This window comes from Citrobacter sp. LST-B2 (assembly GCF_057983045.1).
Map to the genome: position 1 here is coordinate 2,422,199 of NZ_CP192598.1, position 23,180 is coordinate 2,445,378.

General features: G+C 52.0%; 16 protein-coding genes and 1 pseudogene. 14 read left to right on the forward strand and 3 right to left on the reverse strand.

Features of this window, described 5'->3' with window-relative positions:
- Window positions 1-172: 172 nt before the first annotated feature.
- The gene (locus tag ACQ0PY_RS11650) at window positions 173-835 is read left to right on the forward strand and encodes a MarC family NAAT transporter (protein ID WP_043000722.1); all 663 of its coding nucleotides are present in this window, start codon (window positions 173-175) and stop codon (window positions 833-835) included.
- 34 nt (window positions 836-869) lie between these two features.
- Here the strand turns inward: ACQ0PY_RS11650 and ACQ0PY_RS11655 are convergent, their stop codons facing one another.
- Window positions 870-2,066 carry a sugar transporter gene (locus ACQ0PY_RS11655; RefSeq protein ID WP_043000721.1) on the reverse strand — a complete coding sequence of 399 codons (1,197 nt, stop codon included), beginning with the start codon at window positions 2,064-2,066 and terminating at the stop codon, window positions 870-872.
- Between the two features lie 93 nt (window positions 2,067-2,159).
- Window positions 2,160-3,020 (reverse strand): putrescine utilization regulator PtrR, encoded by an 861-nt coding sequence (ptrR, locus tag ACQ0PY_RS11660; RefSeq protein ID WP_044258879.1) that lies wholly within the window; start codon window positions 3,018-3,020, stop codon window positions 2,160-2,162.
- Window positions 3,021-3,119: 99 nt separating this feature from the next.
- On the opposite strand from ptrR, the gene sad reads away from it, so the two are divergent.
- From sad to ACQ0PY_RS11710, 10 genes are all read left to right on the forward strand, one after another.
- A complete protein-coding gene (gene sad, locus ACQ0PY_RS11665) occupies window positions 3,120-4,508 on the forward strand; it encodes a succinate-semialdehyde dehydrogenase (protein WP_109740233.1) in 1,389 nt (462 codons plus the stop codon).
- A gap of 101 nt (window positions 4,509-4,609) precedes the next feature.
- The gene (locus ACQ0PY_RS11670; RefSeq protein WP_109740234.1) at window positions 4,610-6,199 is read left to right on the forward strand and encodes a methyl-accepting chemotaxis protein; all 1,590 of its coding nucleotides are present in this window, start codon (window positions 4,610-4,612) and stop codon (window positions 6,197-6,199) included.
- A gap of 63 nt (window positions 6,200-6,262) precedes the next feature.
- A complete protein-coding gene (gene glsB, locus ACQ0PY_RS11675) occupies window positions 6,263-7,189 on the forward strand; it encodes a glutaminase B (protein WP_043000717.1) in 927 nt (308 codons plus the stop codon).
- The gene (locus ACQ0PY_RS11680) at window positions 7,189-7,548 is read left to right on the forward strand and encodes a DUF4186 domain-containing protein (protein WP_043000716.1); all 360 of its coding nucleotides are present in this window, start codon (window positions 7,189-7,191) and stop codon (window positions 7,546-7,548) included. Before glsB ends, ACQ0PY_RS11680 begins: the two co-directional genes overlap by 1 nt.
- Window positions 7,549-7,731: 183 nt before the next feature.
- Window positions 7,732-9,168 (forward strand): sensor domain-containing diguanylate cyclase, encoded by a 1,437-nt coding sequence (locus ACQ0PY_RS11685; RefSeq protein WP_044258890.1) that lies wholly within the window; start codon window positions 7,732-7,734, stop codon window positions 9,166-9,168.
- A 74-nt stretch (window positions 9,169-9,242) separates the two neighbouring features.
- The gene (locus tag ACQ0PY_RS11690; protein WP_099434141.1) at window positions 9,243-9,770 is read left to right on the forward strand and encodes a GNAT family N-acetyltransferase; all 528 of its coding nucleotides are present in this window, start codon (window positions 9,243-9,245) and stop codon (window positions 9,768-9,770) included.
- Window positions 9,771-9,876: 106 nt separating this feature from the next.
- The gene (locus ACQ0PY_RS11695) at window positions 9,877-11,328 is read left to right on the forward strand and encodes a tagaturonate reductase (RefSeq protein ID WP_044258894.1); all 1,452 of its coding nucleotides are present in this window, start codon (window positions 9,877-9,879) and stop codon (window positions 11,326-11,328) included.
- A gap of 206 nt (window positions 11,329-11,534) precedes the next feature.
- The gene (locus ACQ0PY_RS11700; RefSeq protein ID WP_043000713.1) at window positions 11,535-12,449 is read left to right on the forward strand and encodes a bestrophin family protein; all 915 of its coding nucleotides are present in this window, start codon (window positions 11,535-11,537) and stop codon (window positions 12,447-12,449) included.
- A gap of 223 nt (window positions 12,450-12,672) precedes the next feature.
- Entirely contained in the window at window positions 12,673-15,456 is a 2,784-nt protein-coding gene (locus ACQ0PY_RS11705) for an autotransporter outer membrane beta-barrel domain-containing protein (protein ID WP_109740236.1), read from the forward strand.
- 321 nt (window positions 15,457-15,777) lie between these two features.
- Entirely contained in the window at window positions 15,778-16,203 is a 426-nt protein-coding gene (locus ACQ0PY_RS11710) for a CaiF/GrlA family transcriptional regulator (protein WP_081048547.1), read from the forward strand.
- Between the two features lie 2 nt (window positions 16,204-16,205).
- Here the strand turns inward: ACQ0PY_RS11710 and ACQ0PY_RS11715 are convergent.
- Window positions 16,206-16,682, reverse strand: a pseudogene (locus ACQ0PY_RS11715) (trans-aconitate 2-methyltransferase); the annotation flags it as partial.
- Window positions 16,683-17,362: 680 nt separating this feature from the next.
- Here ACQ0PY_RS11715 and ACQ0PY_RS11720 point away from each other — a divergent pair.
- From ACQ0PY_RS11720 to dosP, 3 genes are all read left to right on the forward strand, one after another.
- On the forward strand, window positions 17,363-18,691 hold the full coding sequence (locus ACQ0PY_RS11720; protein WP_044268084.1) for a glycoside hydrolase family 10-like protein: 1,329 nt from the start codon (window positions 17,363-17,365) through the stop codon (window positions 18,689-18,691).
- Window positions 18,692-19,327: 636 nt separating this feature from the next.
- Complete coding sequence (locus ACQ0PY_RS11725) at window positions 19,328-20,710, forward strand: diguanylate cyclase (RefSeq protein WP_044268086.1); 1,383 nt, start codon at window positions 19,328-19,330, stop codon at window positions 20,708-20,710.
- Window positions 20,711-20,736: 26 nt separating this feature from the next.
- Window positions 20,737-23,142, forward strand: coding sequence for an oxygen-sensing cyclic-di-GMP phosphodiesterase DosP (gene dosP / locus ACQ0PY_RS11730; protein WP_043000707.1), 2,406 nt, complete (start codon window positions 20,737-20,739; stop codon window positions 23,140-23,142).
- Window positions 23,143-23,180: the final 38 nt, after the last annotated feature.

A 23,180-nucleotide genomic window follows, 5' to 3' on the forward strand; every position in this document is an offset into this window, starting at 1 on the left:
TTTTGCTAAAAGCGAAAAGACACGCGCTGTGTCACATTTTATTTAGTTAATGATAATTAGCGGTTATCTCTCAGGTCGCTAACGAATGCTTACAGCACCAGAATGGCTAACTTCATGGTTTTCCACTTATACTTGCCGCTAATACATGGGTGAAACAGGAATGACGGCCAATATGATGGATTTGTTTAAAGCAATAGGGCTGGGGCTGGTAGTGATTCTCCCTCTGGCGAATCCGTTGACGACCGTCGCGCTGTTTCTCGGCCTTGCCGGGAACATGAACAGCGCAGAACGGAATCACCAGTCGTTAATGGCATCGGTTTACGTGTTTGCCATCATGATGGTGGCCTACTATGCGGGCCAACTGGTGATGAATACTTTCGGTATCTCCATTCCGGGCCTGCGTATCGCCGGGGGGTTAATTGTGGCGTTCATCGGTTTCCGCATGCTGTTTCCGCAGCAAAAAGCGCATGAATCGCCGGAGGCGCGGAGCAAGTCGGAAGAGCTGGAAGATGAGCCGACCGCCAATATCGCGTTTGTGCCGCTGGCAATGCCAAGCACGGCGGGGCCGGGGACCATTGCGATGATTATCAGCTCTGCCTCAACGGTGCGTCACGGCACGGATTTTCCTGACTGGGTGATTACCGTCGCGCCGCCGCTCATCTTTGCCCTGGTGGGGGTGATCCTGTGGGGATGCTTACGCAGTTCCGGGGCGATTATGCGTCTGGTGGGCAAGGGCGGTATTGAAGCCATTTCCCGGCTGATGGGCTTTCTGCTGGTCTGTATGGGCGTGCAGTTTATTATTAACGGCGTGCTGGAAATTATTAAAACCTACTGATCAAAAAGCCCGGTCGCGATGACCGGGCTGTCTGTCAGGAATGCTGTGGTTGTTCTTCTAATGAGACCGGCCATTTACGGAAGATAATCACCGACCAGATCAGCGCGGCAAGTGCCGGAACGGCCCCCACGTAGCCAATGGTTGACATCGACCAGTGCAGACTCACCTGATTTCCCACCAGCGCGCCCGCACCAATACCAATATTGAAAATGCCGGAAAACAGCGCCATCGCTACATCCGTGGCATCCGGAGCCAGCGCCAGCACCTTCACCTGCATCCCGAGGCCAATCACCATGATGGCAATCCCCCAGAAAACGCTCAGAACAGCCAGATGAGATTCACTGTCAGCGGCAGGTAACAGCAATACCAGGCAGAGCAGCAGCAGCGCGATGGCGATGCTGATGAGCGCCGAGGCATGGTGATTGCCGAGCTTGCCAAAGATGATGCTGCCGATAATGCCTGCACCGCCCAGCACCAGTAACAGTACGGTGGCGAAATTCGCGCTCAACCCGGCAACAGTCTGCACAAACGGTTCGATATAGCTGTACGCGGTGTAGTGCGCCGTCACCACCACCACCGTCAACAGATAGAGGCACATCAGCGCCGGACGGCGGAACAGCAGTGGCAGACTTTTCAGCGAGCCGGAATGTTCACTTGGTAATTTCGGCAGCAGCTTGATCAGGCAAATCAGGGTGATGAATGCCCCCATCCCGATGGCGAAGAAGGTGGTTCGCCAGCCAAAATACTGACCAACAATACGACCAAGCGGTAAGCCCAGCACCATCGCCAGCGCCGTTCCGGTGGCGAGTAAACTTAATGCCTGAGCGCGTTTGCCCGCGGGAGCAAGGCGGATCGCCAGTGAAGCGGTAATCGACCAGAAGATCGCGTGCGCAAAGGCAATCCCGATACGGCTAATCACCAGCACGGTGAAGTTCCACGCCAGGAACGAGAGCACATGGCTGGCAATAAACAGCACAAACAAGCATATCAGCAGCTTACGCCGCTCAACCTGACTGGTCAGCAACATGAACGGCAGGGACAACAGCGCGACTACCCAGGCGTAGATCGTCAGCATGATCCCGACCTGTGCGGTCTGCATACTAAAACTCTGTGCGATGTCGGAAAGCAGACCCACGGGGACAAATTCTGTGGTATTGAAAATAAACGCAGCAATAGCCAGCGTAACGACCCGTAACCACGCGACTTTGCGGGAAACCGTTTGAGTTGTCATAAGAGTGCATCGGTTCGTTGCGAAAAGGAGAGGATGCGATCTTAAAACGTTTGCTGATGAAAAGACAACCGTTTTGTGATTCAGATCTCGTTTTCAGCATTGTTCCGTCAGCAGCTCAATGAACGCCTCCAGTTGGCGCATCTTCGCCCCGCGCCGCCAGACCAGCCAGGTCGTCAGCCAGCGCCAGTTACCGGACAGCGGCCAGGCCTCAACCTGCTGATGTCCGGGCATACTTTCCAGCATCGAACGGGGGATTAACGCGATACCGGCACCGGCAATCACACAGGCAAGCATGCCGTGATAGGACTCCATTTCGTGGATCGTGCCAGGCATTGCCCGATCGGCATGAAACCAGCTTTCGAAATGGCGGCGATAGGAACAATTGGCGCGAAAGGCGTAAATGTGACTGCCATTGACCTCGCTGGCGCGTGTCACTGGCGGGTGACCGTGCGGCGTAACCACCATCATCTCTTCCTGATACACCGGCATCCCTTCAAGACCGGGGTGGGTAATCGGTCCGTCCACAAAGGCGGCATTGAGATGACCCTGAAGCACGCCGTCCAGCATGTTGCCAGAAGGCCCGGTCGCCAGGGAGAACTGGATTTTGGGGTAGCGCTGATTGTAGCGAGCAAGCGTAGCCGGTATGCGTACCGCGGCGGTGCTTTCCAGCGCGCCCAGTGAGAACAGCCCCTGAGGTTCATCACCCGCGACAACCATTCGCGCCTCGTCAACCAGCGCGAGGATCTGCTGACTGTAGCGCAGAAAGTTGTGCCCGGCGGGGGAAAGGCGCAGGCGCTGATTCTCGCGAATAAACAGATCGACGCCGAGATCGGCCTCCAGTTGGCGAATGCGGGTGGTGAGATTGGAGGGGACACGGTGCACCTTCGCCGCTGCCTGGGTGATGCTGCCCGTTTCGGCAACTGCGTTAAACATCTCCAGTTGGGTCAGATCCATGATGTTCTCTCATTGTGAATATTTTGGTTAATATTATTCATTTTTCGGAAAGAGTAAATGCGTCCATGATGATCGCATCAAGAACGATGGAGAGACTGTATGACGATTTCACCGGCAACCCACGCCATTTCCACCAACCCGTACAATGGCGAACGCCTTTCAGCACTGCCGTGGTCTACGGCCCAGGACATTGAACAGGCGCTACAGCTTGCGGCCGTGGGATTTCGCGACTGGAAACAGACTACGGTGGCGTATCGGGCGCAGAAATTACGTGACATCGGCCAGGCCTTACGCGTGCGTGGCGAAGAGATGGCACAGTGCATTACCCGTGAGATGGGCAAACCGATTAAACAGGCGCGTGCAGAAGTGGCAAAATCGGCGGCACTGTGTGACTGGTATGCAGAACACGGCCCGGCGATGCTGGACGCTGAACCCACGCAGGTGGAAAACCAACAGGCGGTCATTGAGTATCGTCCGTTAGGTACCATTCTGGCGGTCATGCCGTGGAACTTTCCGCTGTGGCAGGTGCTGCGCGGAGCGGTGCCGATTTTGCTGGCCGGTAATGGCTATCTGCTTAAGCCTGCGCCGAACGTTATTGGCTGCGCGCAAATCATCCGCCAGGTTTTTGCTGATGCAGCGATACCCGTCGGCGTCTACGGCTGGCTGAATGCGGATAATCAGGGCGTCAGCACATTGATAAACGATGCGCGGATTGCGGCCGTGACGGTGACCGGTAGCGTGCGTGCAGGGGCAGCCATTGGCGCTCAGGCCGGAGCCGCGTTGAAAAAATGTGTGCTGGAACTGGGAGGTTCCGATCCGTTTATTGTGCTAAACGATGCCGATCTGGATCTGGCAGTGCAGGCGGCGGTGGCCGGACGCTACCAAAATAGTGGGCAGGTTTGTGCGGCGGCGAAACGCTTTATTCTCGAAGAGGGGATCGCAGAGTGTTTTATCGGGCGCTTTGTGGCGGCTGCCGCCGCGCTGAAGCAGGGCGATCCGCTGGCGGAGAAGAGCGAACTCGGACCGATGGCGCGTGCCGATCTGCGTGACGAGTTGCATCAGCAGGTGCAGGCGACGATTGCCGAAGGCGCTGAGTTACGACTTGGCGGTGAGATGCCTTCCGGAGCCGGTAACTTTTATCCGGCCACGGTGCTGACTAACGTAACCCCTGAGATGACGGCGTTTCGCGAAGAACTGTTCGGGCCGGTTGCGGCGATCGCCATAGCGAAGAGTGCTGAGCATGCGCTGGAACTCGCAAACGACAGTGACTTTGGTCTGTCGGCGACCCTTTTTACCGCCGATGAAGCCCGGGCACTGGAGATGGCCGCACGTCTGGAATGCGGCGGTGTCTTTATCAACGGCTTTAGCGCCAGCGATGCCCGGGTGGCGTTTGGCGGCGTGAAGAAGAGCGGCTTTGGTCGCGAACTCTCGCACTTTGGTCTGCGTGAATTCTGTAATGTGCAGACCGTCTGGAAGAACCGACGCTAATCTTTCCGGCGCTCTGCGGGGCGCCTTGTCACATTTCTGCCATAGTTTTGTCATTTACGCTTCGTAGACTCGCGCTTAACGTGTTGATACTGAAGAATATTATGAACTTAACTCAAATTTTACGTCGCGTTGCGCGCCGTTTTCTACCGCAGCAGTTTGGCCTGTTAACCGGGATTTTTTGCATCATTGCGCTGTTTTCCGTGCTGCAAATGACGTCGTCACTGATGCTGTCGTTTTCTGTCAGTCAGGCCCGGGAAAACGAGCAGCGTAACCAACAGGCGTTGCGTCAACAGACAAAAGTTGAAGAGGCACGGATTGCGCTTCTGACCGCCAGCGATCTGCTCAATCGGGCGGGTGTTTACTTTATGCAGGATGCCGCCACGGGTTCTGAAGGCAGCTGGCAGCCGTTGATTGACGAAGCCCGGCAGGCGTTAACTCAGTCGACAACCGCGTGGAAGGCATGGCGCGAAATGAACCCGCAGGCGGACGACGGGCTGGTCGACAGCTATCAGCGTTTTAGCGGCGGTATCCAGGAACAGGTGACAGGGCTAAGTAAGACGCAGTCGATTGACGCGTTCTTTGCGGTGCCCATTCAGGCGTTTCAGGCTGACTTCAATGATAACTATGCCAGAGTGCAAAAAGTCACTGCCCAGGAGCGGGAGAGTGGACGACAACAACTGCTGGATCGTCTACTCAATCTTCAGCATCTGTTCTTACTCCTGCCGATAATGCTGCTGGCCATTGCGATCGCGGTCTGGTGGGGGATGTCGCGCTGGGTGATTTCTCCGCTGCGTCGGCTGATCGCACATATTGATATTCTGGCGGCAGGCGATCTCTCACAGCCGCTTCCTGCCGTACCTGGGTCTAACCGGGAAGTGTCGCAGCTCCACGTAAGAATTGGTGCGATGCAGCAGGGGCTACGTGAGCTGGTCCAGCAGGTCAGTGAGGCAACGACGGCGATGGCTGACAATATCGAAAGGCTGGCGCAGAACAATACGCGCTTGTATCAGCAGTCGGCGAAACAGAGTGAAGAACTGCATAACGTCACCTCGCATATTTCTGTGCTGGAAACGCACGTTGAAGATAACAGCGGATATGCCCAACTGGCGAATCAGCGTGCGGAAGAAGCGCGCGCCATTGCGGCAGGCGGTGACCGAATGATGGATACCGTGAATCGTTCAATGCAGGCGATTGTGACGCGCTCGGCGGAAATGCGCGGGATTATTGCGCTGATTGATAACGTCGCCTTCCAGACTAATATTCTGGCGCTGAACGCGGCTATCGAAGCCGCCCATGCCGGTGAGCAGGGACGCGGCTTTGCGGTGGTGGCAAGAGAAGTGGGATTGCTGGCGCGCAAGAGCAGTCAGTCCACGCAGGATATTCAGGCGCTGATCTATCATTCTCTGCAAGGAATAGAAGAAGGGTCAAGCGCAGTGACGCATCTGGAAGAGAACTTACAGCAGGTGATCGCGCTGGTGGAAAATCTGGGCGCCTCGCTGAATGATATCTCCGCCGCGACGCTGCATCAGGGAGCCCGAATCCATCAAATGACGCGTCAGCTGCAGGCGCTGAACCTGGTCGCGCGTGATACCCGCGAACTGGTGGATACGGCATCGGCTTCCTCGCAGCAGTTGCATAATGAATCGCACCAGTTGATTCACGCCGTGGCGAGATTCCGACTTCCGGCCTGACGTGGGGTATTCCGCTCTGTTATACTCGCAGCCCTTTTCAGACCGGCAGGCAAGGAGCGTGGTGTGGCAATCACTCTGGACAATTCAATTTTAGAGGCCATTCTGGCGGAGGTTCGCCCGCTGATAGGTCAGGGCAAGGTTGCGGACTATATTCCCGCGCTGGCCTCGGTTGACGGGTCCCGACTGGGTATTGCGATTTGCACCGTGGAAGGTCAGCTCTGGCAGGCCGGGGATGCGACTGAACGCTTTTCCATTCAGTCAATTTCAAAGGTACTCAGTCTGGTGGTGGCAATGCGTCACTATTCAGAGGATGAGATCTGGCAACGGGTGGGGAAAGATCCGTCCGGTTCGCCGTTTAATTCGCTGGTGCAGTTAGAAATGGAGTACGGCATTCCGCGGAATCCGTTTATTAATGCCGGGGCGCTGGTTGTCTGTGACATGTTACAGGGGCGACTCAGCGCACCGCGTCAGCGTATGCTGGAAGTGGTTCGTGCGCTGAGTGGTGTGCCGGATATCGCTTATGATGCGCTGGTGGCCCGTTCAGAGTTCGAACACTCCGCCCGTAATGCCGCCATTGCCTGGCTGATGAAATCCTTCGGTAATTTTCATCATGACGTGACGACGGTCCTGCAAAACTATTTTCATTACTGTGCGCTGAAAATGAGCTGTGTGGAACTGGCGAAGACGTTTGTCTTTCTGGCGAACCAGGGGAAAGCGTTTCATCTTGATGAGCCCGTGGTGACGCCGATGCAGGCACGACAGATCAATGCGCTGATGGCGACCAGCGGAATGTATCAGAACGCCGGGGAATTTGCGTGGCGTGTTGGCTTGCCCGCGAAATCGGGTGTAGGCGGGGGAATTGTGGCGATAGTGCCGCATGAGATGGCGATCGCCGTGTGGAGTCCTGAACTGGATCCGACCGGGAATTCGCTCGCGGGTATCGCTGCGCTGGAACAACTGACTCAACGCTTAGGACGTTCAGTTTACTGATGAACACGTTTGATCCGCTTTTTGCCCGTCTGTCGCGCTCGCCGTTTCGCTCCCGTTTTCGTCTGGGCACGAAAGAGAGACAGTATTGCTGGGATAAAGGAGCAGAGGTTATCGATCAACATGCTGCGGATTTTGTGGCGAAGCGACTTGCGCCAGCCGCACCGGTCAATGACGGCAAACAAACGCCGATGCGCGGTCATCCGGTATTTATCGCCCAACATGCCACGGCGACCTGCTGTCGCGGCTGTCTTGCTAAATGGCATAATATCGCCCAGGGACAGCCGTTGAGCGATGAGCAACAGCAGTATGTGGTCGCTGTTATCCATCACTGGTTAGTGCTTCAAATGAATACACCGTAATAATTAAATGGTTACGTTAATCCCATAAAATAAGCATGGTTTATTGCTGGCGAATTTAACAAATAAAAATGTTAACGCAGCTGGAGTACGACTACCTTTGAGAATAATTCATGCTATTCTCTTAAATATTATAACCATTACGCAGAGATAATTGCCGACGGCAATTATATGGATAGATATTTAATGCACGTACTCCACATTCCGTCTTTCCGGCTGTTTCAGGAAGGCCATTCACTGCGTAACGCCAGCGTTATTTTTGCTTTAACCACACTGTTCTACTTTATTGGCGCCGAGCTGCGCCTGGTGCATGAACTCTCGCTGTTCTGGCCGCTCAACGGCGTGATCGCCGGGATTTTTGCCCGTTATGTCTGGTTAAACAAGCTGCATTATTATGCTGTTAGCTACGTCGCCATGCTGGGTTATGATGCGATCACCACCGAGTGGGGATGGGTATCGCTGATTATTAATCTCTCCAACATGGTGTTTATCGTGGTTGTCGCCCAACTGGTGATCCGCGATAAGCGACTGGGGAAAAATAAATATGAGCCTATCAGTGCGTTACGCTTATTTAATTACTGTCTGATTGCGGCACTGCTCTGCGCCATAATTGGCGCGATGGGATCTGTGGGTATCGACCGACTGTCATTCTGGCCACTGGTGGCTGACTGGTTCAGCGAACAATTCTCAACCGGGGTGCTGATTGTGCCCTGTATGCTGACGCTGGGTATTCCCGGCGCGGTAAAACGCTTTAAACCTGAACAACTGATGCCGGTGGCGGCGTTAATTATCTCGGTGCTGGCATCGGTCATTATTGGCGGCGCCGGAAGCCTGGCCTTTCCGCTGCCGGCGCTGATCTGGTGTGCGGTGCGCTACACCCCGCAGGTCACTTGTCTGCTGACTTTTCTTACCGGCGCCGTTGAAATTGTGCTGGTGGCAAATTCGATAATCAATATCGCGGTGGCGTCACCGTTGTCTACGCCGCAGATGTTCTCTGCCCGACTGGGAATTGCCACGATGGCAATTTGCCCCATTATGGTTTCAGTCAGCGTGGCGGCGATTAATTCCCTGATGAAGCAGGTTTCCCTGCGCGCTGATTTCGATTTTCTTACCCACGTTTATTCTCGTTCCGGACTTTATGAAGCGCTGAAGCGTCAGGAGTACCCGCGCTCGCAGCATATCACTGTCATGCTGTTGGATATCGACTATTTCAAGAGCATTAATGACAACTTCGGTCATGAATGCGGCGATGTAGTACTCCGCGTGTTTGCACAACGTATTCGCGAGATTATCGGTGACCGGGGGCTGGTGGCGCGTATGGGAGGGGAAGAATTTGTCGTGGTGGTTCCCTCAGTCCACCCTGATGAGGGAATGCTGCTGGCGGAAAATATTCGTACGGCGGTCGCACAGCAACCCTTCACCTGGAACCAGCAGAATATCTATCTGACAGTCAGCATTGGCCTTGGGAATGGCAGTATCGGCACCCATTTGCTGACGGACGTTTTTAACACCTTGATGGTTGAAGCGGACGAGTGTTTGTACCGCTCGAAGAACGAAGGGCGTAATCGGACCAGCGATCGCCGGACGGATAAGACCGTCTTTGCTGGAAGCGATCTGGCATAACAATATCCTATGGAACTCCACGTTGTGTTATCACAATGTTAAGTGCATGGTGTTGTCTCGATTACGGAGGCAACATGACCCTGGCAAAATCCTGTTATGTGTTGGATGCGGGAGCTATCGAGGCGAGAATTGATGAGCTCTGTGACGTCCTGACCGACTGTGTGACGCGCGGCGCATCAGTCAGTTTTGTATTACCGTTTACCTGTTCAAAAGCACGTGCATTCTGGCATGACGTCGCGCAAAGCGCGGGCAGAGGAGAGCGCGTCGTTCTTGCGCTCGACAACCCCTCAGGCGTGATTGTCGGTACCGTGCAACTCATTCTCAAGCAGCCGGAAAATCAACCTCATCGCGCGGACGTGGCGAAACTTTTAGTTCACTCCAGCGCACGTCGTCAGGGATTCGCTCGTCAGTTGATGACGGCACTGGAAACGTGCGCAATACAGCAGCAAAAAACGCAGCTGGTGCTGGATACCGCTACAGGAAGCGATGCTGAGTTGTTCTACCACTCTTGCGGCTGGCGCAAAGTCGGTGAGATCCCTGATTATGCGCTGATGCCAGATGGAAAGCTGACCGGTACCACGCTTTTTTATAAATCTCTATAAATAGTTGTCATGAATTGATCAAAACAGGGTTTTACTGTCGTAAAGTTTTGCTAACCTGTTCTACCAATTTAATCAAGTTGTATGACTAATCGAAAGGGAACCCATTGTGAAAACACTTAACCGTCGCGATTTTCCCGGTGCTCACTATCCTGAACGCATCATTCAGTTTGGTGAAGGTAACTTCCTTCGCGCCTTTATTGACTGGCAAGTTGATCTGCTGAATGAACATACCGATCTGAATTCTGGTGTGGTCATTGTTCGACCTATTGAAAGTACATTCCCACCTTCACTCAGTACCCAGGATGGTCTTTACACGACAATCATTCGCGGTCTGAATGAACAGGGAGAAGCCGTCAGCGATGCTCGTCTGATTCGTTCGGTGAATCGTGAAATCAGCGTTTATGGTGATTACGATGCGTTCCTGAAACTGGCGCACAATCCTGAGATGCGTTTTGTGTTCTCTAACACCACGGAAGCCGGTATCAGTTATCACGCAGGTGATAAATTTGATGATGCGCCAGCGGTAAGTTATCCGGCGAAGCTGACGCGTCTGCTGTTTGAACGCTACAGCCATTTCAACGGCGCGTCGGATAAAGGCTGGATCATCATCCCTTGCGAACTGATTGATTATAATGGTGATGCCTTACGTGAGCTGGTGCTGCGCTATGCGCAGGAGTGGTCACTGCCAGCGGCATTTATCACCTGGCTGGATCAGGCAAACGTCTTCTGTTCCACGCTGGTGGACCGTATTGTCACGGGTTATCCGCGCGATGAAGCGGCGCAACTGGAGAGCGAACTGGGCTATCACGATGGTTTCCTCGATACAGCCGAACACTTTTATCTGTTTGTGATCCAGGGACCGAAATCACTGGCAGCAGAACTGCGTCTCGATAAATATCCGCTTAACGTTCTGATTGTTAAGGATATCAAGCCGTACAAAGAGCGTAAAGTGGCCATCCTTAACGGTGCGCACACGGCGCTGGTACCGGTGGCATTCCAGGCAGGACTGGATACGGTCGGCGAGGCGATGAATGACACCGAAATCTGCGCCTTTGTGGAAAAAGCGATTTATGAGGAGATCATCCCGGTTCTCGATCTGCCGCGTGATGAACTGGAGTCATTTGCCAGTGCGGTTACCGGACGTTTCCGTAACCCCTATATTAAGCACCAGTTGCTGTCGATTGCGTTGAACGGGATGACTAAATTCCGCACCCGCATTCTTCCCCAGTTGTTGGCAGGGCAGAAGGCGAACGGCCAACTCCCGGCTCGTCTGACCTTCGCGTTAGCCGCCCTGATTGCGTTCTATCGCGGTGAGCGTAATGGGGAAGCTTACCCGGTTCAGGACGATGCGCACTGGATCACCCGTTTTCAGCAACTCTGGAGCCAGCATGGCGATCGCCAGATGACGACTCAGCAACTGGTGAGTGACGTGCTGGCGGTAGAAGAACACTGGGAGCAAGACCTGACGAAAGTGGCGGGGCTGGTTGAGCAGGTGGCTGCCGATCTCGATGCCATTCTGTCAAAAGGAATGCGAGAAGCGGTGAAACCGCTTTGCTAAAGCAGTGACCCGGCTAAGGCCGGGTTTCTTATACAAGCACTATAGTTACAACATACAATGTATTTAATAACTATTCCCCTCTGTTAGCCTTGTGCATGAACAGGTCTCTTAGCATAAGGCAGGTGACAACGTCACGTTGGACATGCTTGAATGTTTGATCCAGATCACGTTTAATAGCAGGATTCGTTTCTTTCCAGAAAACCGTCATGATCGTTCGTCCGCAACAGCACTGGTTACGCCTGATATTCGTCTGGCACGGCTCTGTACTGGCAAAAATCTCTTCCCGCTTGCTGCTTAATTTTCTGCTGTCTATTGTCGTGATCGTCCTGCTGCCGTGGTATACGATGCTGGGTATCAAATTTACCCTTGCACCGTTCAGCATCCTCGGTGTGGCAATCGCTATCTTTTTGGGTTTTCGTAATAACGCCTGTTATTCCCGTTATGTTGAGGCGCGTCAACTCTGGGGACAACTGATGATCGCTTCTCGTTCACTGCTGCGGGAAGTCAAAACGGTCTTACCGGATGACCGCGAGTTAGGGCAGTTTGTCCGGCTGCAAATCGCCTTCGCTCACTGTCTGCGCATGACGCTGCGGCGTAAACCGCAGGCTGAGCCGCTGGCGAAGTATCTTGGCACGGCAGATCTGCAACGTGTATTTGCCTCTCACTCTCCGGCAAACCGCATTTTACTGATAATGGGTGAATGGCTGGCGACACGTCGTCGAGACGGGCAACTCTCGGATATCCTGTTTCATAGTTTAAACAATCGCTTAAATGACATGTCCGCCGTTCTTGCCGGTTGCGAAAGAATCGCCAATACGCCGGTCCCGTTTGCCTATACGCTGATCCTCCATCGCACCGTTTATCTGTTTTGCATCATGCTGCCTTTCGCCCTGGTGGTCGATCTGCATTACATGACGCCTTTTATTTCGGTCCTCATCTCCTATACCTTCATCTCTCTGGATGCACTGGCGGAAGAACTGGAGGATCCGTTTGGAACAGAGAATAACGATTTGCCCCTGGATGCTATCTGTAATGCCATCGAAATTGACCTGCTGGAGATGAATGATGAATCGACCATTCCAGCGAAACTGATGCCGGATAAGCACTACCAGTTGACGTAAAGGAAGGGAATATTCCAGTAAATGAACGACAGGCTGGGTGTGTCAATGCGCTAACATCGGTTTTCAGGATTAACTTATCACCGATGATTGAATTTCAGATAATGTCCGCATATTTTCTGCGCGATTAAAAATAACTCTTGATAAGGGTCGTAAGGCGTTCTTAAAACATCGGCATGCCATCAGTGCATATCAGGATGTTAAACGATGATCAGGAGGATTATCTATGAACGCAAATCAATCAGGAATGAATGACACCCCGCGTGTCGATGCAAAGGCGTCGACGCCATCACTGGTATCAATAAAGTCTCTCTCTCCGTTGCCGGTTATTCCAGGACTGCTGCTTGCCACCACCGGTCTTTTTGCCCCGACAGGTCTGTTGGCAGAGGAAATACGCTGCGAAAGTGAAACGGCCGCAGAGTGTATTGAGAAAAAACTCAAAGCGACAAAGACATTAACAGCATCCTGGACGCCCACGACGGCGAACAGTAGTGTTCTTATTAACGAAAATGCCCAGGTCATTTTATCTGCGGAAGTGAATAACGAGCCTGGTTGGCGTGAGTTTGGCTCCCTGACCGTCGGTCAGGGCACAAAAGGTGAACTCACAATAAGAGGACGCACCATTAAATCCTCTGCAAGCGCGATTGGTAATGGTGCTGTCGGAATTGTTACGTTAACCGAAGGTGCGCAATGGGATCTCAGTGGCGAGAATCTGTTTGTCGGCAAAAATAACGGCGACGGAACATTAACCGTTAAAGAGGGAAGTCAGATCTCCAATATTAACGAACTGCGCATCGGTGAATTTTATGCTGATGCAAAAGGACTGACCACGGTAGAAGGTGAGAATTCGTCGATCCGTTCCGGTTGGGCTGTTGTGGGCGATCAGGCAGAGGGCCGACTGGATATTTTGAACGGTGGTCAACTTTCAGTTAGTAGACATATGAATATTGGCTATGTCGGAAAGACGTTAAACTCAACGCTTAAAGGAAACGGCGTCGTGAATGTCGACGGCGAAAATTCTCTTTTAGAGGTTGGTACATTACTCATTTTAGGGGGCTTTAGAACCACGCCAAATGATGCCAAAGGTGAACTTAATATCAGTAATGGCGGCAAAGTTAAGACAGGAGAGGGAATCTGGCTTGGCATAGGGACAGGAAGTACCGCCACACTGAATATAGGTGGCAAACCCGGTGAAACTGCACAAGAAGCAGGATCTATCGAGACGCCGCTCATTATACTGAGTGACACAAACCATAAAAATAGTACTGCAACACTGAACTTTAACCACACCAGCGAAGATTATTCTCTTAATGCAGCGATAAAAGGCTACGGTAATGTCAACCATAGCGGACCGGGTACGACGCAACTGAGCGGCGATAATCGTTATACCGGAAATACTCACATCAGTCGCGGAACGCTCAGCGCCGGAAGTGTCACAAGTTTTAGCCCGAATTCTGATTTTACTGTCGGGGAGGGCGCCACGCTCGATCTGAACGGCTACAGTCAGACCATTCAGTCACTTCAACTTGGTGGGAGGCTGATCTTTGGCGATCCGCAGGGCAACCGCGATGCTCTGGCGCTGTCAGGCAGTGTTCTGACGGTCAGGGGCGATTACAACAGTGACAATGGCTTACTGAGCCTGAACAGCACACAGGATCAAGTGCAACAAAAACCGGTGGTTAACCAGCTTAATGTCTTGGGAAACACCGCAGGAACAACCCGGGTCGTGTTGAAGGAATTAGGCAATGTCGCGGTTGGTGATCTGAACGGTGCGCGAGTTGTCCAGGTTGCAGGGGATTCTGCGGGTGAATTTGTTGCCCAAAGCCGTCTGGTTGCCGGGGGGTATGACTACGCGCTTTTACGCGGAGTTGAAAGTGAAAATGACGACGGGATCATGGATTCCAACCACTGGTATCTGGTCAATACCTGGGCACCCGTCGACGATATCGATCCGATAGATGACCCGATTATTGAACCGAAAGAGGATGATCCGACTCCCTTGCCTACGCCATCCCCAGGCGTCGAGCGCTCATCCGCGGCGGTGATGCGCCCGGAAATGGGGGCATACCTGGCAAACCGCAGGGCGGCTAACACCCTGTTTGTTACCCGTTTGCACGACCGGTTAGGTGAAACGCAGTATATCGACCCGATCACCGGGGAAACGCGTGTCACCAGTCTGTGGTTACGCAATGTTGGCGGGCATACTCGTTTTCATGACCGTTCCGGCCAGCTAAGCAGCCAAAGTAATCGTTATGTGGTGCAGATTGGTGGCGATCTGGCTCAGTGGAGTGCCGGTCTGGAGGATCGCTGGCATCTTGGTGTCATGACGGGTTATGCCAACAGTCAGAGCAATACCCGGTCATCATTATCCCATTATCGTGCGGACAGCACGGTTTCAGGTTACAGCGCAGGCTTGTACGCGACCTGGTATGCCGATAATGCCGCGAAGCAGGGAACCTGGATAGACGCATGGGTGCTCTACAACTGGTTTGAAAACACGGTACGCGGAGAATCTCTGGCGGAAGAACGCTATCGTTCGAAAGGAATGACCGCATCTCTTGAGATGGGACACACCGTTAAACTGGCTGAACAACCGCGTCTGAGTTACTGGTTGCAACCGCAAGCGCAGCTTATCTGGATGGACGTCTCTGCCGACGATCACCGTGAAGATAACGGCACATGGGTGCGGGATAAAGGGAAGGGTAATCTACAAAGTCGTCTTGGGGTAAAAGCCTTTATGCAGGGTTACCCTATTCGCGATGAAGGTAAAGATCGACTCTTTCAACCTTTTGTTGAGCTGAACTGGCTGCATAATACGCGTAATGATACGGTCTCAATGAATGAGATCAGCGGCTCGGTCGATGGAGCGAAAAATATTGCAGAGCTTAGAACGGGCGTCGAGGCGAAAATAAATTCGCGCCTGCATTTGTGGGGAAATATTGGTCAGCAGATCGGTAGTGAGGGATTTAGCGATACCCAGGCAGTGCTTGGTCTGAAGCTGCTCTTTTAACGCTTAACCCCGCGCATTCTGCAGGATGTGCGGGGTTGTTTCTATCATCAACACCTCCCTGAACTATTAACGAAAAGTGTGAATTAATAGACTGCATCACTCTATTACCTGACGAATAACGCAGGAAACCTCCGTTACAAGGTAATTAAAGCGATTTATCTCAGGCGCGTTGAGATCAAATAATTCCACTCTATTTGCGTGATAAATGTATTGGACACTTTTAATCCACCTGATATTCAGGCCAATCGTTATTAAGGGAACGCGATGCTTATTAATTCATCGTCCTCCACAACGAAAAGACGCGCGGAGCACCGTTTTCACATGCCCGAGGAAATCCGGCATTTAGGGGAAATGCCGCTGTTCAGAGCCGTTGCCTGGTGGGGATTTCTGCGCAATAAAGAATTTTCACGCAATGACGTAAGCCAGGCATTTCATATTGACCTGCGCCGGGCCAGCGGGATACTGCATTATCTTTGTCACCGCTACGATAAACACGACATCGAATTCAGCGTTCGCAAAACGGCAGTACGGGGCGGGCATTGTCAGCTATTAGTCAAAATACATTCACCGGCGACGGCGGGGAACTTAACGGCACCGCCTGCCAAAGCGGCACCTGCAACTCGTCAGGTAAAGAAGAGTACCGCAACGGACGATCGTCAGCTTTCACACTGGCTATTATCACGACCAACCGGGAATAATGAAGCGAAGCTGGCCGCCTGGAAAGCAGCCTGTCCGCTGAGAGAGTGAGATCAGGACTGGCGACGCGCAATCACGAACAAGCGCGGAAACGCCAGTAATATCTGGCCATCTTCCTGAAGTGGGTATTGCTCTTGTAAAAGCTGATGATAACGCTCCAGGAACCGTTGCTGTTCGTGTTCATTGAGATCCTGCATCCAGGGGCGCAACCCTGTGGCACTGACCCAGTCAATAATCGCCTGATGGGAACGCATCCTGTGATAATAGGTTGTGCGCCAGATATCCACTTCGCATCCCGCTTCGCTCAGAATGTCGTAGTAAGCGTGAACACCGGGCAGGGCGTCACGACCGCGATTCGGATAATCCTGTTCATAAGCCACTTCACGCATCAGCACGTGCGTAGGTTCCAGCCAGTTATCCGGCATTTGCACGGCCAGAATGCCGTTATCATTCAGCAGGGTGACCAGGCGGGGAAACAGATCATAGTGATCGGGGATCCACTGTAGCGAGGCATTGGCATAAATGACATCGGGCGGTGTGACGGGTTGAAACTATCGATAAGCCGCCAGCAGTCGGATTCGAATTCGGATCGAACAGGCTCTGGATTGATGAAGCGCCGGGACTCAGTCAGGCTGAACTCTGGCTGGAATTATTCACGCCTAATTTCAGCGCTGCCGAACAATACGTTGAACAATGTGGCGTAGTCCGTTGTGACGCAGTTGAACCGTTACCCAACGGTTTCAAGGGCGGCTGGATCATGAATCCGTGCAACATTGTCCATATGCTAAGAGAGCCAGAGGCCTGGTGAATGTAATTCATTGGAGAGGCTGCAGCGAATTCTGTTTGTAGGCATCAGGAACTGGCGAGAACGCTTGTAATCAGCAGGACAATGACGACCGTGAAATGGCAGATTCTGTCTTAATCTTTATTGGTGCGCATAATGTATATTATGTTAAATACAATATTACCAACCGCACTGTACCGGTGTCTGAGTCATTCCCTGCTGTTTTGGTCTTCAGGACCGCTCTGGTTTTCACTCATACTCAGCGAGATGCGTTCTGGTGATTCGTAAACACATTTTTAAGCCGTTGAACAAATCATTCCTCTCCGCTAGCCTGTTTATTGTACGCCTCACCCTTCTCCGGCTTGACTTAACGTCGATTAGGAACAAAATAATTTCTCTTTTGTGTTAACCGGATGACTGGCCTATATGGATATCTGTTCTCGTGCCGTTTGCTCTCTGTCTCGCGTTAAAAAAATCAGTACGTTGGTTGTCGCAACGATCTTTCTGGCGAGTTGTTCATCAAAGCCGCCTGTCTCACTGGTGACGCCGCCAAAATCGACGCCGACATCGCCGTATAAGACGCAAAAACTGAATGTGCCTGTTCGCGGCGTGTGGCTGGCGACGGTTTCCCGGCTTGACTGGCCGCCGGTTGCATCCGTGAATGTCAGTAGCGCCACCACGCGGATCGCCATGCAAAAGAAAGCCCTAACAGACAAACTCGATAATTTACAGTCACTGGGTATAAATACGGTCTTCTTCCAGGTTAAACCTGACGGCACCGCCCTTTGGCCGTCATCCATTTTACCGTGGTCGGACATGCTCACCGGGAAGATTGGTGAAAATCCGGGCTACGATCCGCTCCAGTTCATGCTCGATGAAGCGCACAAACGTGGTATGCGCGTTCACGCCTGGTTTAACCCTTATCGCGTCTCCACCAATGTGAAACCGTCAACGGTGAATGAACTGAACCGTACCGTGTCGCTTCAGCCAGCCAGCGTGTTTGTCCTCCATCGCGACTGGATCCGTACCGCCGGTGACCGCTATGTTCTCGACCCGGGGATCCCGGAGGCCCGTGACTGGATAACCAGTATCGTGGCTGAAGTCGTGAAACGGTATCCGGTGGATGGCGTCCAGTTTGACGACTATTTCTACGCTGAATCCCCCGGTTCCGCGCTGAACGACAACCTGACCTTCCGGCGCTACGGCCAGGGCTTTAGCTCAAAAGCGGACTGGCGTCGGCATAACACTCAACTATTAATTGAACAGGTTTCGCGGACGATCAGACAGATCAATCCGGACGTGGAGTTTGGCGTCAGTCCAGCCGGTGTCTGGCGGAACCGTTCGCACGATCCGGCCGGATCGGATACCCGTGGCGCTGCCGCTTATGATGAGTCGTATGCTGACACGCGGCTTTGGGTTCAACAAGGCCTGCTGGACTATATCGCACCGCAAATTTACTGGCCCTTCTCTCGTGATGCGGCACGTTATGATGTGCTGGCAAAATGGTGGGCGGACGTCGTGAAACCGACAAAAACACGACTCTATATTGGCGTTGCGTTGTATAAGGTCGGCGAGCCCTCTCGCAATGAACCGGACTGGACGGTCAACGGCGGCGTTCCGGAACTGAAGAAACAGCTCGATTTAAATGAATCAATGCCACAAATCAGCGGCACGATTTTGTTCAGAGAAAACAATCTCAACCAACCGCAGGCCCAGCAGGCTGTCAGTTACCTGAGAAATCGCTGGTCTAAGTGACACCGTAACGTAAAGAGAGACATCGATCTCTCTTTGCGTCGCCATTTAGGTTCCGTTTCCAGTCCCCGCGCTCGCTCCGTCATTGCCCGTTGTCATCATTTAACGCCTCAACAGGCGGGATAGCATTATTTATGCCAGTGATACGCTTCAGGATAGTGTAATGATTAAATGGGATATCTAAGAGAAAAAGATTATTCAAGACTCCACTGATACGTGATTATTATTACCCGCAGTCAAAACGGGATTTATTACGTAATGATGGCCATATCGCTCAAAAAACTCTCATATCATTTTATGAATTAAAAAAATGCTGACATTAAAAGAGAGTGTGAGCTACCTTACAGGGGGACATGATTCCTCTCAACGATCAAACGGATGGACTATACTTTTCAGACGTCAATACGTTTAAAAAGTCGCTTAAAAAGGATTTTTCTTGCTACTTTTGGCTATATCCATAATTGTTTCAGGCTTACTTCGCCGGAATGAATGAAAATATGGCTTAAGGCATTACACTATTTCATTAATGTCACCCTGCACGCTTTCAGGTGTTTTATGTTTTAGATTCATCTTACTATCCAGATTGTGCATTTGAGCCAGGCAAAATGTTGTTCGCTAACTACTGTAAGGATCTTCACCATGGAGATGTATCTTAAAAGAATGAAAGACGAATGGGTTGCGCTGGTTGAACAGACCGACCCTCACATTCGCAGACTCGCTTCTGAGATAGCGATCGCCCATGCCCATGCTTTAAGCATTGAGTTTTATCGTATTGTTCTCGCCGATCCGCATGCTGAGGAGTTTTTGAGTAATGAACAGGTTGAGCGCCAACTCAAAAGCGCACTTGAAAAGTGGATTGTGGATGTGCTCTCCAGTGAAGTCGACAATATTGATGAACTGATAAAAATACAGCATACGGTGGCTGAAGTGCATGCGCGTATCGGTATTCCGGTGGAACTGGTTGAAATGGGTTTTCGCGTACTGAAGAAAATTCTCTATCCGATCATCATTGACAGCCACCATGAAGCGACACATAAGCTGCTTGTTTACCACTTCTCCATTAACAGTATTGATCTGGCGATGGAAGTCATGTCCAGAGCCTTCTCCTTTAGTGAAAGTACCGCAGCAAAAGAAGATGAAAACTACCGTATTTTTTCTTTGCTGGAAAACGCAGAAGAAGAGAAAGAGCGCCAAATCGCCGCGTTACTGTCGTGGGAAATGGACATTATCTATAAGGTCTTACTCGACTCCGATCTCGGCAACAGCCTGCCGTTAAGCCAGGCGGATTTTGGTTTGTGGTTTAATCATAAAGGACGTCATTATTTCAGTGGTATTGCGGAAGTCGGTCACATCTCACGACTGATTCAGGACTTTGACGGCGTGTTTCACCACACCAGTGGGACAACGAAAACGTTAAGCAATAAAGCATCACGGGTGAAATTCCTGCTGCAAATCCGCAATACCGTCTCGCAGATCATTACGCTACTGCGTGAATTGTTTGAGGAAGTGTCCCGCCATGAGGTAGGGATGGATGTACTGACCAAATTACTCAACCGACGTTTCCTGCCAACCATCTTCAAGCGGGAAATCGCCCATGCTAATCGCGCCGGCACCCCCCTCTCTATTCTTATTATTGATGTCGATAAATTTAAAGAGATCAATGATACCTGGGGGCACAATACCGGTGATGAGATCCTTCGTCGGGTGTCTCAGGCTTTTTATGACAACGTTCGCAGCAGTGATTACGTTTTTCGCTACGGTGGCGATGAATTTATTATTGTTCTTACTGAAGCGACACAAACCGATACGCTACGTATTGCGGAGCGTATTCGCAGTCGCGTCGAGAAAACAAAAATAAAATCGCCTGCGGGGGATTTTATTCCGCTTTCATTGTCCATTGGGGCAGCGATGTTTAATGGTCATCCGGATTATGAACGTTTAATTCAGATAGCAGACGAAGCGTTATATACCGCAAAAAGACGGGGCAGAAATTGTGTTGAACTGTGGAAACCCGCTTCTTAATGGGTATACGGAAGCAGAGGTAATAAATGAAGCTATCCGACGTTAAAAGCACCGGAGACAGCATCTTCATTCCTGCTCTTGAGCAGAACATGATGGGTGCCGTGCTAATCAATGACAATGACGAGGTTTTATTTTTCAATTCTGCTGCGGAAAAACTGTGGGGATACCGTCGTGAAGAGGTGATTGGTCAGGGGATTTCGATGTTGATCCCGCATGATTTACGCGCAGCGCACCCCGATTTTATCCGTCATAACCGTGAAGGGGGTCAGCCCCGCGTTGAAGGCATGAGCCGGGAATTGCTGCTGGAAAGAAAAGACGGGACCAAAGTCTGGACCCGTTTCGCCCTTTCCAAGGTCAACGTTGAAGGCAAAATTTTCTATCTTGCCTTTGTGCGTGACGCTAGCGTAGAGATGGAGCAAAAGGAACAGAAACGCCTCCTGGTATTGGCGGTAGACCACCTGGACCGCCCGGTAATCGTACTCGACCCTGAGCGGCGTGTTGTGCAGTGCAACCGCGCTTTTACCGAGATGTTTGGTTACGACATTACCGATGCAAAGGGTCAACAGCCGGACAACCTGCTCAACCTCCCCGAAGAGCCGTCGGACAATGGCCTGCGACTCACACAGTTACTCTGGAAAACGACCCGCGATCAGGATGAGTTTCTGGTGATCACCCGTGCGGGTGAAAAGATCTGGATTAAAGTGTCTATCAGTCAGGTTTATGATCGGCGAAACGCACTGCAAAATCTGGTTATGACGTTTTCCGATATCACCGAAGAGCGGCAGATTCGTCAGCTCGAAGGCAACATTCTGGCGGCGATGTGCAGTAGCCCGCCGTTTCACGAAATGGGCGATATTATTTGCCGCAATATTGAGGCGGTGCTGCGGGATACGCATGTTTCACTGTATGCCTTAAAAGATAACGTCCGCCAGTTCTGGGCGTCGTCATCGAAAGAGATTGACGCAAAAGAGGTGAACGTCTGGACGCTCACCATCCGTCAACGGGATGGTGAGCCAGCCGGGACGCTGTTAATTAAAACAGCGAAAGGAAAAGAGACCAGCGCCTTTATTGAACGCGTGGCAGACATCAGTCAGCATATGGCGGCCCTGGCGCTCGAACAGGAAAAAAGCCGACAGCATATTGAGCATCTCCTGCAATTTGATCCGCTCACCGGTTTGCCCAACCGCAATCATCTGCACTCCTATCTCGATGATCTCATTCACGGCGCGAAAGGGATTTCACCAGTGGTGTTTCTCATCAGCGTCGATCACTTCCAGGATGTTATCGACAGTCTCGGCTATGCTGTGGCCGATCAGGTCTTGCAACAGGTCATCAATAAAATCCGCGAGCGGCTCAGACCCGATCAGTATTTGAGCCGTATTGAAGGCACGCAGTTCGTGCTGGTCAGTGACGACAATGAAATGAGTAATATTACCCAGTTTGCGGATGAACTGATCAATATCGGCAGTGAAGCCACCCTGTTTGACGACAAACCCTTCCCGCTGACCCTCAGCATTGGAATTAGCTATGAAGCAGGAAAAAATCGTGACTATCTGCTGTCCACTGCGCACAACGCGATGGATTTTATTCGTAAAGCGGGCGGCAACGGCTGGCAGTTCTTCAACCCGGAAATGAACCTCGCGGTGAAAGAGCGTCTGCAACTGGGCGCCGCATTGAAAAACGCCATTGCCAATAACCGGCTACGACTGGTGTACCAGCCGCAGATCTTTGCTCAGACCGGCGAACTGTATGGTTTCGAAGCGCTTGCGCGCTGGAGCGATCCGGTGCATGGTCACGTCCCCCCGAACCGTTTTATTCCGCTCGCTGAAGAGACGGGTGAAATTGAGAATATTGGTCGCTGGGTGGTCAGAGAAGCGTGTCGCCAGTTGTCGGAGTGGCGCCAGCTGTCGCTGACCATTCCGACCCTGTCGGTGAACCTCTCTGCCCTGCACTTTCGCAGCAACCAACTGCCGGACCAGGTGTCGGAAGCCATGGTGGAATTTGCTATTCCGGGCGATCAACTGACGGTCGAAATCACCGAAAGCATGATGATGGAGCAGGATGAAGAGATCTTCAGACGCATTGAGATCTTACGCAACATGGGCGTGGGACTGTCGATCGATGACTTCGGCACTGGTTTTTCCGGTCTCTCCCGCCTGGTCAGCCTGCCCGTGACGGAATTGAAAATCGATAAAACGTTTGTCGATCGCTGCCAGACCGAGAAACGTATTCAGTCCTTGCTGGAAGCGATTATCACTATTGGGCAGAGTCTGAACCTGATTGTCATTGCGGAAGGGGTTGAAACGAAAGAACAATTTGAGTTGTTGCGCTCGATGAATTGCCCGGTGATTCAGGGATATTATTTTTCTCGCCCCATACCAGCTGATGAGATCGCCGCCTGGATGCAGACGGCGTTGCCATTGAAAATCTGATTCATTGTGACGGAATGCCCGGGGCGTTGGCGCTTACC

What these genes read in the sequence shown, in the direction of transcription:
- ACQ0PY_RS11650 (WP_043000722.1), top strand. Translation starts at nt 173, where the DNA reads ATGATGGATTTGTTTAAAGCAATAGGGCTGGGGCTGGTAGTGATTCTC.
- ACQ0PY_RS11655 (WP_043000721.1), bottom strand. Translation starts at nt 2,066, where the DNA reads ATGACAACTCAAACGGTTTCCCGCAAAGTCGCGTGGTTACGGGTCGTT.
- ptrR (WP_044258879.1), bottom strand. Translation starts at nt 3,020, where the DNA reads ATGGATCTGACCCAACTGGAGATGTTTAACGCAGTTGCCGAAACGGGC.
- sad (WP_109740233.1), top strand. Translation starts at nt 3,120, where the DNA reads ATGACGATTTCACCGGCAACCCACGCCATTTCCACCAACCCGTACAAT.
- ACQ0PY_RS11670 (WP_109740234.1), top strand. Translation starts at nt 4,610, where the DNA reads ATGAACTTAACTCAAATTTTACGTCGCGTTGCGCGCCGTTTTCTACCG.
- ACQ0PY_RS11680 (WP_043000716.1), top strand. Translation starts at nt 7,189, where the DNA reads ATGAACACGTTTGATCCGCTTTTTGCCCGTCTGTCGCGCTCGCCGTTT.
- ACQ0PY_RS11685 (WP_044258890.1), top strand. Translation starts at nt 7,732, where the DNA reads ATGCACGTACTCCACATTCCGTCTTTCCGGCTGTTTCAGGAAGGCCAT.
- ACQ0PY_RS11690 (WP_099434141.1), top strand. Translation starts at nt 9,243, where the DNA reads ATGACCCTGGCAAAATCCTGTTATGTGTTGGATGCGGGAGCTATCGAG.
- ACQ0PY_RS11700 (WP_043000713.1), top strand. Translation starts at nt 11,535, where the DNA reads ATGATCGTTCGTCCGCAACAGCACTGGTTACGCCTGATATTCGTCTGG.
- ACQ0PY_RS11705 (WP_109740236.1), top strand. Translation starts at nt 12,673, where the DNA reads ATGAACGCAAATCAATCAGGAATGAATGACACCCCGCGTGTCGATGCA.
- ACQ0PY_RS11710 (WP_081048547.1), top strand. Translation starts at nt 15,778, where the DNA reads ATGCCCGAGGAAATCCGGCATTTAGGGGAAATGCCGCTGTTCAGAGCC.
- ACQ0PY_RS11720 (WP_044268084.1), top strand. Translation starts at nt 17,363, where the DNA reads ATGGATATCTGTTCTCGTGCCGTTTGCTCTCTGTCTCGCGTTAAAAAA.
- ACQ0PY_RS11725 (WP_044268086.1), top strand. Translation starts at nt 19,328, where the DNA reads ATGGAGATGTATCTTAAAAGAATGAAAGACGAATGGGTTGCGCTGGTT.
- dosP (WP_043000707.1), top strand. Translation starts at nt 20,737, where the DNA reads ATGAAGCTATCCGACGTTAAAAGCACCGGAGACAGCATCTTCATTCCT.